Below are 11,988 nucleotides of genomic sequence, written 5' to 3' on the forward strand. Positions count from 1 at the left end.
CAGGCAAGACGCTTGCCGAAAATAGCCGCGGATTGTACCCGATCCCTCGCGACCGCGTCACGTGCGCACCGCACTGGTGCAGATACGCAGAAGGGCGCCCGAAAGCGCCCTTCTTCAGCGTTGCCCGGATTACTCCGCCAACTTGAAGGTGATAAAGCTGGCGCGCCCCTGGCGCAGCACGCGCATCGACACCGAACGGTTCTTCGGCAGCTCCTGCGCGACCTTGGCGAAGGTGGCGGTGGAGTCGATGGCCTGGTTGTTCAGGTGGGTGATCACGTCGCCCGGACGCAGGCCGATCATCGCCGCCGGGCCGTTGAGCACCTCCTTGACCACCACTCCCCCCTTGAGGTCGAGACCCTTCTTCTGCTCGGCGGTCAGCTCCACCACGCTCACGCCCAGGCGGTTGTTGCTGCGTTCGCCGCCCGGCGTGCCGGCGGCCGCCAGCTCCTGCCCCTCTTCCGGCAGGGTGCCGATGGTGAGCCTAAGCTTCTTGCGCGAGCCTTCACGCACCACGTCCATCTCGGCCTTCTCGCCCGGCTTGAGGCCGCCGACCAGATGCGGCAGGTCGGCCGACATGACGATGGGCTTGCCGTTGAGGCTGAGGATCACGTCGCCGACCTGCAACCCGCCCTTGTCCGCCGGACCGTCCTCCAGCACCTGGGCGACCAGCGCGCCGGCCGGCTTGTCCAGACCGAAGGATTCGGCCAGGTCCTTGTTCACTTCCTGAATCACCACGCCGAGCCAGCCGCGGGTGACCTTGCCGTCCGCCTTGAGCTGGTCGGCCACCTGCAGCGCCACTTCCATGGGAATGGCGAAGGACAGCCCCATGAAGCCGCCGGAGCGGGTGAAGATCTGCGAATTGATGCCGACCACTTCGCCCTGCAGGTTGAACAGCGGACCGCCGGAGTTGCCGGGGTTGATCGCTACGTCGGTCTGGATGAACGGCACGTAGCTGTCGCTCGGCAGGTTGCGGCCCTTGGCGCTGACGATGCCGGCGGTCACCGAGTGGTCGAAGCCGAAGGGCGAGCCGATGGCCAGCACCCACTCGCCGACCTTGAGTTCGTCGGACTTGCCCAGGCGCACGGTGGGCAGATTCTCGCCCTCGACCTTGAGCAGAGCCACGTCGCTGCGCGGGTCGGCGCCGATAAGTTTGGCCTCCAGCTCACTGCGGTCGGACAGGCGCACGATGATTTCATCGGCATCGGCGACCACATGGTTGTTGGTCAGCACATACCCGTCGGCGGAGATGATGAAGCCCGAGCCGAGCGACTGCGCCTCGCGCTGGCGACCGCCGCCGGGGCCGCGCGGCACCTGGGGAATGTTGCGCTCGAAGAACTCACGAAACATCGGCGGCAGGCCTTCCAGGTCGGGCATGCCCGGCTGAATGCCGGCCACCCGCTCCGGCACCTTCTGCCGGGTACTGATATTGACCACCGCCGGCGAGGCTTCCTCCACCAGTTCGGTGAAGTCGGGCAGGCTGGCCTGGGCCAGCAGACTCTGCCCCCAGAGCAGGGCAACCGCCAACAGCGGCGCAACGGATCTGAGCTTTCTCATCGACTACGACTCCCCATATGGAACGCAAACACTCTCAACTCGCCGCCGGCCCACCGGCCAGCAGCGCACGCAGGACAACGGGTTGCAAGGCCGGATCGTCGGCGACGCGCGACGCGCGCCAGCGCACCAGCAGCCAGGTGGCGAATAGACCGGCAAGAGCACCGAGGATGACCCAGGGCTCGCTCAGGCCAAGGCCGTCGGCCAGCAGGGCGGCGCCCAACAGGCCGAGCAGCGGCAACAGATAGACCAGCAGCGAGCTGCGCACCAGCAGGTCTTCGCGCACGCCGATCACCACGGCGTCGCCCACCGCAAGCTGCAACTGACAGAGGGCGCGTACATAACCACGCTGGCGGCCGACGCCGAGACGCTCCATCAGCCCCTGACCGCAAGCGGCATTGGCCGAACAGCTGGAACAGGTGCTCTTGCGCAGAGTCTCGACCCAGACCGCGCCGGGCTCGACCGCCACCACGCGACCCTGTTCCTCGATCATTGACTGACCTGTTCGGAGGCCCCGGCACGCATTGACAGGGCGATACGCTCGGCGGTGCCCAGGGGGATCTCGCCGACCACGGTGACCATCACGTCGCCGGCCTCGGTGGCCATACGCCGCGATACCGCAACGGTAGGACCGAGCTGGCTGCGTGCGTCTTCCACCACCGCCCCCTGCAGGGGCTCGAGAAAGACCGAGAAACGCGCCAGGCCGTCGCCGTACATCAGGCAGGCGACCGCCTCGTCGGAGGCAGGACTGCGCCGCAGCTGGGCGGCGTTGAGGGTGAAACCGGGAGGCAACCAGTCCGAACGCCAGCTGCCTTCGGCCACCTGATCGACCGAACGAAAGCGTACCGGACGGCAGCGCGAACTGGGCTGCAGGACACCCGCTTCGGGGGCCGCGGTCTGCAGCTGGGTGAACTGGAAGCGCTCCAGCAACTGACCCTTTTCGTTGAGCAGCAGGGATTTCAGCGGCAGACCGGTTTCCTGGTCCAGGTGCAATTCGAAGCCGTAGCGATGCTGGTCCTTGGGTGCCAACACCAGCACCACGGCGTTGCGTCCGGCGATGCGCGACTGGCCGGCGACGCGGATGTCGTACCAGTTGCCCAGTTGCTCGGCGTCCAGATGGCGCGCCGGCCAGGCCTGGGCGTCGCCGACCTGGTCGGCCAGCGCGCCGCTGACGCATTGGGTCTGGCCGTCGACCTTGAGCACTTCCTGGGCCGGGCCGTCGAGCTGCAGCAGGCGTTCGTGGATCGAGCCGCCCTCCTCTACCCGACGCCACACGCTGTGGGTGGAGAAACTGCCGTTGCGCTCGTAAACGAAGGTGCCCTGAAAGCTCTGCCCACGCTCGGCTTCGGCGAGGCGCTTGAGCCAATCTTGTGCATCAGCGGCATGGACCGGCAACGCCAGCCAGCCGCTGAGAAGTAAGAGAGGGATCGCGCGCATGTGACTCCTTAGCGGTTTTCCAGGCTGGCGGCTCGCGCATAAGGCAAGGCGGTCTCACCGGCACTCATCGCCGCCTGCTGCGTGTGCTGGCGCAGGTAGGTCGGCAGGCGCTGCTCATGCCAGCCGGCGGTGCCGGGCTTGGCGGCTTCGCTCGACGCCTCGCCGCTGCTGTATCCGGCCAGCAGCGCCGGCCCTTGCACCTGCGGCACAGAAAGCGTCGGCGCAGCGTCCTGCTGGGCCAACTGGCTGCCACTCAGTTCGTCCTGGTTGTACAGGCGCACGCCGGCGAGCACTGCAACGGTCACCGAAGCAGCCACCGCGAGACGACCGACACTGCGCCACAGCGGCGCCTTGCGCACCGGCACGACCTCGTCGGCCAGCGCCGCCGAGACCGCCGCGGCGATATCCAGGCGCGGCTCCAGCAATTCCCTGTGCATGGCCGCACGGGCGATCTGGTAACGCGACCAAGTGCCACGCAGCTCGCCATCCTCACTGGCCGCGAGCACACGCCGCAGCTCCAGTTCGTCCGCTTCGTTATCCATCACCGCGGACAGCGATTCCTGCAGGGTTTCACGACTCATGGTGTTCCTCTCTTGGCTGTCGCCGCTGCCTCAGGCTTCCTGCAACAAAGGTTGCAGAGATTTATCAATGGCCTCACGCGCACGGAAGATCCGCGAACGCACGGTACCCACCGGACACTGCATGACGCTGGCAATGTCCTCGTAACTCAGACCTTCGAACTCGCGCAGGGTCAAAGCCGTGCGCAAGTCGTCCGGCAGCTGGGCGATGGTTCGATGCACCGTGGCCTCGATCTCGTCGCGCAGCAATGCCCGTTCCGGTGACTCGATGTCCTTGAGGGCGTGGTCGCCGTCGTAGAACTCCGCGTCATCGCTACTGACATCACTATCTGGCGGCCGCCGACCGCGGGACACCAGATAATTCTTCGCCGTGTTGATGGCGATGCGGTACAGCCAGGTATAGAACGCGCTGTCACCGCGAAAGTTTCCAAGCGCCCGGTACGCCTTGACGAAGGCTTCCTGGGCAACGTCCTGAGCCTCGTGGGTGTCGTGCACGAATCGCACGATCAAACCGAGGATCTTGTGCTGATACTTCAGCACCAACAGATCGAAGGCGCGCTTGTCGCCGCGCTGCACTCGTTCGACCAGTTGCTGATCATCTTCCTGGGTTAGCATGCACTCTCCTCATGATGCTTGGAGGAGGCTTGCGCCCCTGAGCGAATCAGCCTGCCAAGATAGACTCGGGCCTCGCGCAAAAGTTCTCCCCTCCAAGCAAGCTTCCCGCAGAGTCTGTTTTTCCCTCTGCCGGAGCGGCGCCAACGGGACGCATCCCGCTCGCGCGAATAATTTATCGCCACACGTTTTCCCAATTGATCGACGGTTTGACCGAAGATCGAGCGGGCACGCGCCGGCGCTCTCCCTTATATGGGCGACCCTGTATGGAACCTTAACGACTAAGAAAGTTCCCGAGCACTGCGGTCGGTCATAAGCTGGCTATTGTGCCGCCGACCCTCTCTATATACTAGGGCTCGCATTCCCGCGGAATTCGGACATGAACCAACACTTCCAGCACGACGTTCTGGTCATCGGCAGCGGCGCCGCCGGCCTGACTCTCGCCCTCACCCTGCCCGCCCAGCTGCGCATCGCCGTGCTGAGCAAGGGCAACCTGGCCAATGGCTCGACCTACTGGGCGCAGGGCGGCGTGGCGGCGGTGCTGGACGACACCGACACCGTCGAATCCCACGTCGCCGACACCCTCAATGCCGGCGCCGGCCTGTGCCGTGAAGACGCCGCGCGCTTCACCGTGGAGCACAGCCGCGAAGCCATCCAGTGGCTGATCGACCAGGGCGTGCCCTTTACCCGCGACGACCAGACCGCGCGCGAAGACGGCGGCTTCGAATTCCACCTGACCCGCGAGGGCGGCCACAGCCACCGGCGCATCATCCACGCCGCCGACGCCACCGGCGCGGCGATCTTCAACACCCTGCTGGAACGGGCTCGCCAACGGCCCAACATCGAGCTGCTGGAACAGCGCGTGGCGGTCGACCTGATCACCGAGCGCAAGCTCGGCCTGCCTGGCGAACGCTGCCTGGGCGCCTACGTGCTGGATCGCGCGCGCGGCGAGGTGGACACCTTCAGCGCGCGTTTCGTGATTCTCGCCACCGGCGGCGCGGCCAAGGTCTACCTCTACACCAGCAACTCCGACGGCGCCTGCGGCGACGGCATCGCCATGGCCTGGCGCGCCGGCTGCCGGGTGGGCAACCTGGAATTCAACCAGTTCCACCCCACCTGCCTCTACCACCCGCAGGCGAAGAACTTCCTGATCACCGAGGCGCTGCGCGGCGAAGGCGCCCTGCTCCGCCTGCCGAGCGGCGAGCGCTTCATGCCGCGCTTCGACGAACGCGGCGAGCTGGCCCCGCGCGACATAGTCGCGCGCGCCATCGACCACGAGATGAAGCGTCTCGGTATCGACTGCGTCTACCTGGACATCAGCCACAAGCCGGCGGAGTTCATCAAGAATCACTTCCCCACCGTCTACGAACGCTGCCTGGGCTTCGGCATCGACATCACCCAGGAGCCGATCCCGGTGGTGCCGGCGGCGCACTACACCTGCGGCGGCGTGGTGGTCGACCAGCACGGGCGCACCGATGTACCCGGCCTGTACGCCATCGGCGAAACCAGCTTCACCGGCCTGCACGGCGCCAACCGCCTGGCCAGCAACTCGCTGCTGGAATGCTTCGTCTACGCCCGTTCGGCCTGCGCCGATATCGTCAATCAGCTCGACCAGGTGGCGATGCCGGCCGACCTGCCCGGCTGGGACGCCAGCCAGGTCACCGACTCGGACGAGGATGTGATCATCGCGCACAACTGGGACGAGCTGCGGCGCTTCATGTGGGACTACGTCGGCATCGTGCGCACCAACAAACGCCTGCAGCGCGCCGAGCACCGCGTTCGCCTGCTGCAGGGCGAGATCAACGAGTTCTACAGCAACTACAAGGTCAGCCGCGACCTGATCGAGCTGCGCAACCTGGCGCTGGTCGCCGAACTGATGATCGAGTCGGCGATGCGCCGCCACGAGAGCCGCGGCCTGCACTACACCCTGGATTACCCCGAGCAGTTGGCCGAGGCGCGCGACACTATCCTGACCCCGGCGCAGCCCAGCGCCGGCGGCTGAACTTCAGGCGCAGACGCAGGCGCCTGTGCAGCTCGCGCGGCAGCGCATCGCGGGGAATGCACAGACCGCGACTGAAACGCTCGCCCGGCCGGCGAAAGCGCAGCACCACCGCCAGCGGCAAGGCCAGGCTATCGGGGCGCAACTGCACCGGCTGCCAGCCCTGCGCCGCGCTCCACAGCTGCCAGCCGAGGGCGTCGCGACGCAGCCCACGCACGGCATGGGGCGAAGACAGCAGGATATGCCGCGGCAGCACCCAGGCGGCATGCGCCAGGCACAACGCCAGCGCCAGAACCTTGCCCCACAGGGGCACGGCGGCCAGCCAGGGCGCCAGCAGAGCCAGCGCCAGGACGACCAGATAGAGCCTCAGCAGCCCGCGCGAGGGCTGCCAATGGCACTCGAACACCTCACTGAGGTTGGACACGGTCCAGGATCATGCGCACCATGCGCTTGAGGTCGGCGTCTTCCGGCTCGCCGCGCTGCATGAACCAGCCGAACATGTCCTGATCCTCGCACTCCAGCAGCTTGCGATAGCGCGCCCGGTCGTCGGCATCCAGGTTGGGGTAGACCTCCTTGACGAAGGGCACCAGCAGTACGTCCAGCTCCAGCATGCCGCGACGGCTGTGCCAGAACAGACGGTTGAGTTCGGTTGCATCGACCATGGAACGGCTCCTTGAAAGAGGCCGGCAGTATAACGGTGAAAAGTCTCGCTGTTGACCCGAAGCGACGACCGCGCCCGCTGACAAGCGCCTATCGCGCCCTCTATGATGACGCCCCTGTCTTTTCTCCAGCGACTCGATTCCCACCATGGCCGATAGCGCGTACTTCACCCTCCTCGACCACGAAGGCCTGCTCGCCGTGCGCGGCGCGGATGCCAGCAAGTTTCTCCAGGGTCAGCTGACCTGCAACCTCGACTACCTGTCCGCCACCCAGTCCAGCCTGGGCGCCCGCTGCACGCCCAAGGGGCGCATGCTGTCGAGCTTTCGCATCGTCCCGGTGGACGGCGGCTACCTGCTGGCCATGGCGCGCGAGCTGGTCGCGGCGCAACTGGCCGACCTGCAGAAGTACGCGGTGTTCTCCAAATCCAAACTGAGCGACGAAAGCGCCGCCTGGGTGCGCTTCGGCCTGGCCGGCGGCGACACCCTGCTGGCCGAGCTGGGCCTGGAGCTGGGCGCCGAGCGCGATGCCCTGGCCAGCGCCGGCGAGCTGCTGGCCGTGCGCCTCGGCGACGGCCGCGCCGAACTCTGGGCGCCGGCCGCTGCCGCCGAAGGCCTGCACAGCCGACTGGCCGCCGCGCTGCCGCAGGCGCCGCTCAACGACTGGCTGCTGGCCCAGGTGCGCGCCGGCGTCGGCCAGGTGTTCGGCGCCAGCCGCGAGCTGTTCATTCCGCAGATGCTCAACCTGCAGGCCCTCGGCGGCGTCAGCTTCAAGAAGGGCTGCTACACCGGCCAGGAAATCGTCGCGCGCATGCAGTATCTGGGCAAGCTCAAACGGCGCCTGTACCGCCTGCGCCTGAGCGGCACGGACACGCCGGCCGTCGGCGTCGAGCTGTTCTCGCCGGTGCACGGCTCCAGCGTCGGCAAAGTGGTGCTGGCCGCCCAGGCGGGCGATGCCGTTGAGCTGCTCGCCGTGTTGCAGGAAGATGCCGTCAACGATGGCCGTCTCCATCTCGGCAGCGGCGAAGGGCCGACGCTGACTTTGCTCGATCTGCCTTATCAGCTGGATGCCGACCAGGAAATCCAGCGCTGACTAAACTGCCTGGCGCCGCATCGGATCGCCTAAGAGAGCCCATTGATGAGCAAGCTTGCCGAAAGAGTCCAACAGGAACTGATCCACGCCATCGAGAACGACGAGCTGGTGCTGCCCACCCTGCCCGAGGTGGCGCTGAAGGTGCGCGAGGCCGCGGAAGATCCGGATATCGGCATCCCGCAGATCAGCAAGGTGATCGGCAACGACGCCGCGCTCACCGCGCGCATCATCAAGGTGGTCAACAGCCCGCTGCTGCGCACCAACAAGGAAATCACCGACCTGCAGATGGCGGTCAGCCGCCTGGGCATCAACTACACCTGCAACCTGGCCACCGGCCTGGCCATGGAGCAGATGTTCCAGGCCACCAGCGACGTGGTCGACCGCAAGATGCGCGAGGTGTGGAACAAGAGCACCGAGATCGCCGGCATCTGCCATGTGCTGTGCCGCCACTACACCCGCCTGATGCCGGACCAGGCCACCCTCGCCGGCCTGGTGCACCAGATCGGCGTGCTGCCGATCCTCACCTACGCCGAGGAACACAACGAACTGCTGGCCGACTCCATCAGCCTCAACCACGTGATCGAACAGATCCACCCGATCATCGGCGACAAGATCCTGCGCACCTGGGAGTTCCCCGAGCCGATCGCCATGGTGCCCAGCCAGTACCTGAACTTCGCCCGCGACTCGGCCAAGGTCGATTACGTCGACATCGTCCAGGTCGCCACCCTGCAGAGCTACCTGGGCAGCGAGCACCCCTACACCCAGCTGGACTGGAGCACGGTGCCGGCCTTCGCCAAGCTCGGCCTCGACCCCAACGTCGACATGCAGGCCGACGAAGACCTCTCCGCCGCCATGGAAGCGGCGATGAGCATGCTGCAATAAAAGCGTCGCGGCGCGGCTGACAATCTGCCTCTAGACTCAAGCCCACAGTTGCGTCGGAAGCCGTCACGCATGCGCCTCGTCCTTTTCCTCTGCACCCTGCTGTTCGGTAGCCTGCAGGCCGCCGAGCCGCTGCGCCTGACCAACGGCGAGTGGCCGCCCTACCTGAGCGAGCGCCTGCCGCATCACGGCGTGGCCTCGCGCATCGTCGCCGAAGCCTTCGCCCTGCAAGGCATCGAGGTGCAGTGGGAATTCCACCCCTGGGCACGCTCGCTGAAACTGGCCGAACAGGGCCAGCGCGACGGCAGCGCGGTGTGGCTGTACAGCGCCGAGCGCGCGCAGCGCTTTCATATCAGCGACCCGGTGGTGGAAAGCGGCTATTACCTGTTTCACCGCAAGAGCCGCGCCTTCGACTGGAGCGCGATCGACGACCTGCGCGGCCTGCGCATCGCCACCACCCGAGGCTACGACTATGGTGAGGCCTTCCAGCGCGCCGAGACGGCCGGCGAACTCGAGGTGGTACGCCTGACCAGTGACGAACAGGGCCTGCGTCACTTGCTGGCCGGCCGCACCGACCTGTTCCCCATCGACAAAGTGGTCGCTTTCGACATGCTGCACCAGCATTTCAGCGCCGCCGAGCGCGCCCGCCTGAGCTTCCACCCCAAACCGCTGCGCAGTGACAGCCTGCACCTGCTGCTGTCGCGCGAGGTGCCCGGCAACGCCGAGCGCATCGCGCGCTTCAACCGCGGCCTGGCGCAGCTACGCGACAGCGGCAAGGTCGCGCAGTACCTGCTGGAGATCCAGCAGCCGTTAAGCCTCACCCCCTAACGGGAACTCCACCCGCACCCGCAACCCATGCGGCCGCACCTGGTGCAGGCTGATCTGCGCCTGGTGCGCGCGGCAGATCTCGCCGACTATGGCCAGCCCCAGGCCGGCGCCGCTGCCCTGCGCGCCGCGCCGGTAGAAGCGCTCGAAGACCTTCTGATGCTCGTCCTCGGGAATCCCCGGGCCGTCGTCCTCCACCTCCAGGAGCGCCGGGGCCAGCACCCGCAGGATCAGGTTGCCGCCGGCCGGGGTGTGCGCCAGGGCATTGTCGATCAGGTTGTTGAGCAGCTCGTTGAGCAGGGTCGGCTCGCCGTCGATCCACACCGGCTGCTCGGCCTCCAGGGCCAGGGCGACGCCGCGGGCATGGGCCAGCGGCGCCATCGCCAGACCCAGCTCGCGCGCCAGCTGGCTGAGGTCGATGCGCTGCGCGCCACCCTCGGCGATGGCCCGCGCGCCGCTTTCGATACGCGCCAGCGACAGCAGCTGGTTGGCCAGCTGGGTCAGGCGATCGCCCTGCTGCGCCACCTGCTCCAGGGTGTCGCGCCACGCCTGCGGTTGCTCGGCGCGCAGGCCCAGGGCGATGCGCGCCTTGAGCGCCGCCAGCGGCGTGCGCAGCTCGTGGGCGGCGTCGGCGATAAACTGCGACTGGCGCTCGAACAGCCCGCGCAGGCGCTCGTTGAACTGGTTGAGCGCCTCCACCAGCGGCAGCACTTCGCGCGGCAAGCCGGCATCGGGCAGCGGCTGCAGGTCGTCGCTGGCGCGTTCGGCCACCGCCCGGCGCAGGGTCTCCAGCGGGCGCAGGGCCAGACTCACCGCCAGCCACACCAACAGCAGCGCGCTGACCGACAGCAGGCCCATGCGCCACAGGGTGCCGACCAGCAGTTCGCGGGCCATGCGCTCGCGCGCGCCCTGGGTCTCAGCCACACGAATTTCCGCCATACCGTTGAGCTGCGGCTCGCTGACCGGCTGCAGCAGGCTGACCACGCGCACGCCCTGGCCGCGGTACTCGGCGTCATAGAAATGCGCCAGCGCCGGGTAGTCGTCGGTACGCCGGGTGCCGGGCGGCGCCGGCGGCAGGTCCTCGTAGCCGGAGACCTGCTCACCGCGATGACCGAGCACCTGGTAGTAGATGCGCCCGGCGCTGTCGTAGGCGAAGGTGTCCAGCGCCACGTAGGGGATATTGGCCCTGAGCCTGCCATCCTCGGCGTACAGGCCGTCGGCCACCGCCCGCGCCGAGGCCAGCAGGGTGCGGTCGTAGGCGGTGTCGGCGGCGCGCCGGGCGCTCCAGTAGGCGCTCAGGCTGCTCAGTAGCAGGATCAGCGCCAGCAGCAGCGCCAGGCGCCGCAGCAGGCGGCCGCGCAGGCTGGCGCCGCGGCTCATGCCTCGATCGCCTCCAGCAGGTAGCCGAGGCCGCGGAAGGTGACGATGCGCACCGCACGCCCTTCGAGCTTCTTGCGCAGGCGGTGGACGTAGATCTCGATGGCGTCGGCGCTGGCCTCCTCGTCCAGGCCGAATACCTGAGCGGCCAGTTGCTCCTTGCTCATCACCCGTCCGGGGCGGGCGATCATCGCCTCCAGCACTGCCTGCTCGCGAGCGGTCAGGCTCAGCGCCTCGCCGTCCAGGCTGAAGCGCCGCGCGCCGAGGTCGTAGACCAGCGTGCCGCAGCGCTGCAGCTGTTCGCCGCCGAGCACGCTGCGGCGCAGCAGGGCCTTGACCCGTGCCTCCAGCTCGGACAGCTCGAAGGGCTTGGCCAGGTAGTCGTCGGCGCCCAGGTTGAGGCCGTGCACCCGGTCCTTGACCTCGCCGCGCGCGGTGAGCATCAGCACCGGCAGGGTCTGGCCACGGTCGCGCAGGCGCGCCAGCACGGCGAAGCCGTCGAGCCGGGGTAGGCCGATATCGAGAATCGCCAGGGCGTAGTCCTCGCTGGACAAGGCCAGGTCGGCGGCCACCCCGTCGTGCAGCACGTCCACCGTCCAGCCGGCGCCCTTGAGCGCCTGGGCCACGCTTTCCGCCAACTGCGGATGGTCTTCGACCAGCAGAATCCGCACCGCCACCTCCGCCTGCAGCATCGTTCGAGGCGCGCAGTGTAGCGCCGTTGCGGCTGCTGTGAATTGCCGAGATGCCAGCAGGAGGCCCGCCTGCGGACCGTCGCAGGCGACATCAAAAAACGCTCCAGGCGTTTCTGGGTTCTTCCCGTAGTTTGGGGAAAGCGCTGATTGACACCGGACTGGCAAGTTGGTGTGCGTATCGCTGACTGACTTAGCACTACCCATCACCGCGTCTGCTGAACGTCTGGGTTGCGCCCCTTACGGGCGCCACACCTTTCTTGCTTGCCCAAGAAAGGTGTGCCAAAGAAGG

13 protein-coding genes are annotated in these 11,988 nt (G+C 67.3%); 4 read left to right on the plus strand and 9 right to left on the minus strand.

Annotation, left to right across the window (positions count from 1 at the left end; translation table 11 throughout):
* Positions 1-129 precede the first annotated feature (129 nt).
* From ACW9UL_RS16305 to rpoE, 5 genes are read right to left on the minus strand one after another with little or no spacing between them, the layout of a single operon-like run.
* Positions 130-1,554, minus strand: coding sequence for a DegQ family serine endoprotease (locus ACW9UL_RS16305; protein ID WP_457787660.1), 1,425 nt, complete (start codon positions 1,552-1,554; stop codon positions 130-132).
* A 34-nt stretch (positions 1,555-1,588) separates the two neighbouring features.
* A complete protein-coding gene (locus tag ACW9UL_RS16310; RefSeq protein ID WP_457787661.1) occupies positions 1,589-2,044 on the minus strand; it encodes a SoxR reducing system RseC family protein in 456 nt (151 codons plus the stop codon).
* A complete protein-coding gene (locus tag ACW9UL_RS16315; protein WP_457787662.1) occupies positions 2,041-2,988 on the minus strand; it encodes a MucB/RseB family sigma factor regulatory protein in 948 nt (315 codons plus the stop codon). The genes ACW9UL_RS16310 and ACW9UL_RS16315 overlap by 4 nt, the downstream gene beginning before the upstream one ends.
* A gap of 8 nt (positions 2,989-2,996) precedes the next feature.
* Positions 2,997-3,569: a sigma-E factor negative regulatory protein gene (locus ACW9UL_RS16320; protein ID WP_021444821.1), complete on the minus strand. Its 573-nt coding sequence runs from the start codon at positions 3,567-3,569 to the stop codon at positions 2,997-2,999.
* Between the two features lie 30 nt (positions 3,570-3,599).
* Positions 3,600-4,181 carry an RNA polymerase sigma factor RpoE/AlgU gene (gene rpoE, locus ACW9UL_RS16325; protein WP_003245473.1) on the minus strand — a complete coding sequence of 194 codons (582 nt, stop codon included), beginning with the start codon at positions 4,179-4,181 and terminating at the stop codon, positions 3,600-3,602.
* 376 nt (positions 4,182-4,557) lie between these two features.
* On the opposite strand from rpoE, the gene nadB reads away from it, so the two are divergent.
* Positions 4,558-6,180 (plus strand): L-aspartate oxidase, encoded by a 1,623-nt coding sequence (gene nadB / locus ACW9UL_RS16330; RefSeq protein WP_457787663.1) that lies wholly within the window; start codon positions 4,558-4,560, stop codon positions 6,178-6,180.
* Here the strand turns inward: nadB and ACW9UL_RS16335 are convergent.
* Complete coding sequence (locus ACW9UL_RS16335; RefSeq protein ID WP_457787664.1) at positions 6,143-6,601, minus strand: protein YgfX; 459 nt, start codon at positions 6,599-6,601, stop codon at positions 6,143-6,145. The genes nadB and ACW9UL_RS16335 overlap by 38 nt on opposite strands.
* Positions 6,585-6,839 (minus strand): FAD assembly factor SdhE, encoded by a 255-nt coding sequence (locus ACW9UL_RS16340; protein WP_021444818.1) that lies wholly within the window; start codon positions 6,837-6,839, stop codon positions 6,585-6,587. Before ACW9UL_RS16340 ends, ACW9UL_RS16335 begins: the two co-directional genes overlap by 17 nt.
* Positions 6,840-6,984: 145 nt before the next feature.
* Here ACW9UL_RS16340 and ygfZ point away from each other — a divergent pair, with 145 nt between their 5' ends.
* From ygfZ to ACW9UL_RS16355, 3 genes are all read left to right on the plus strand, one after another.
* Entirely contained in the window at positions 6,985-7,926 is a 942-nt protein-coding gene (gene ygfZ / locus ACW9UL_RS16345; RefSeq protein ID WP_457787665.1) for a CAF17-like 4Fe-4S cluster assembly/insertion protein YgfZ, read from the plus strand.
* Positions 7,927-7,971: 45 nt separating this feature from the next.
* The gene (locus ACW9UL_RS16350; protein WP_021444869.1) at positions 7,972-8,808 is read left to right on the plus strand and encodes an HDOD domain-containing protein; all 837 of its coding nucleotides are present in this window, start codon (positions 7,972-7,974) and stop codon (positions 8,806-8,808) included.
* 69 nt (positions 8,809-8,877) lie between these two features.
* A complete protein-coding gene (locus tag ACW9UL_RS16355; RefSeq protein ID WP_457787666.1) occupies positions 8,878-9,633 on the plus strand; it encodes a substrate-binding periplasmic protein in 756 nt (251 codons plus the stop codon).
* Here ACW9UL_RS16355 and tctE read toward each other — a convergent pair.
* The gene (tctE, locus tag ACW9UL_RS16360; RefSeq protein ID WP_457787667.1) at positions 9,616-11,010 is read right to left on the minus strand and encodes a two-component system sensor histidine kinase TctE; all 1,395 of its coding nucleotides are present in this window, start codon (positions 11,008-11,010) and stop codon (positions 9,616-9,618) included. The genes ACW9UL_RS16355 and tctE overlap by 18 nt on opposite strands.
* Complete coding sequence (gene tctD / locus ACW9UL_RS16365; RefSeq protein WP_397498255.1) at positions 11,007-11,678, minus strand: two-component system response regulator TctD; 672 nt, start codon at positions 11,676-11,678, stop codon at positions 11,007-11,009. The genes tctE and tctD overlap by 4 nt, the downstream gene beginning before the upstream one ends.
* Positions 11,679-11,988: the final 310 nt, after the last annotated feature.

It is taken from the genome of Pseudomonas sp. PL-6, assembly GCF_054110165.1.

Excerpts from the sequence above, each read along its gene's own strand:
- ACW9UL_RS16305 (WP_457787660.1), bottom strand. The coding sequence starts at position 1,554 with ATGAGAAAGCTCAGATCCGTTGCGCCGCTGTTGGCGGTTGCCCTGCTC.
- ACW9UL_RS16310 (WP_457787661.1), bottom strand. The coding sequence starts at position 2,044 with ATGATCGAGGAACAGGGTCGCGTGGTGGCGGTCGAGCCCGGCGCGGTC.
- ACW9UL_RS16315 (WP_457787662.1), bottom strand. The coding sequence starts at position 2,988 with ATGCGCGCGATCCCTCTCTTACTTCTCAGCGGCTGGCTGGCGTTGCCG.
- ACW9UL_RS16320 (WP_021444821.1), bottom strand. The coding sequence starts at position 3,569 with ATGAGTCGTGAAACCCTGCAGGAATCGCTGTCCGCGGTGATGGATAAC.
- rpoE (WP_003245473.1), bottom strand. The coding sequence starts at position 4,181 with ATGCTAACCCAGGAAGATGATCAGCAACTGGTCGAACGAGTGCAGCGC.
- nadB (WP_457787663.1), top strand. The coding sequence starts at position 4,558 with ATGAACCAACACTTCCAGCACGACGTTCTGGTCATCGGCAGCGGCGCC.
- ACW9UL_RS16340 (WP_021444818.1), bottom strand. The coding sequence starts at position 6,839 with ATGGTCGATGCAACCGAACTCAACCGTCTGTTCTGGCACAGCCGTCGC.
- ygfZ (WP_457787665.1), top strand. The coding sequence starts at position 6,985 with ATGGCCGATAGCGCGTACTTCACCCTCCTCGACCACGAAGGCCTGCTC.
- ACW9UL_RS16350 (WP_021444869.1), top strand. The coding sequence starts at position 7,972 with ATGAGCAAGCTTGCCGAAAGAGTCCAACAGGAACTGATCCACGCCATC.
- ACW9UL_RS16355 (WP_457787666.1), top strand. The coding sequence starts at position 8,878 with ATGCGCCTCGTCCTTTTCCTCTGCACCCTGCTGTTCGGTAGCCTGCAG.
- tctE (WP_457787667.1), bottom strand. The coding sequence starts at position 11,010 with ATGAGCCGCGGCGCCAGCCTGCGCGGCCGCCTGCTGCGGCGCCTGGCG.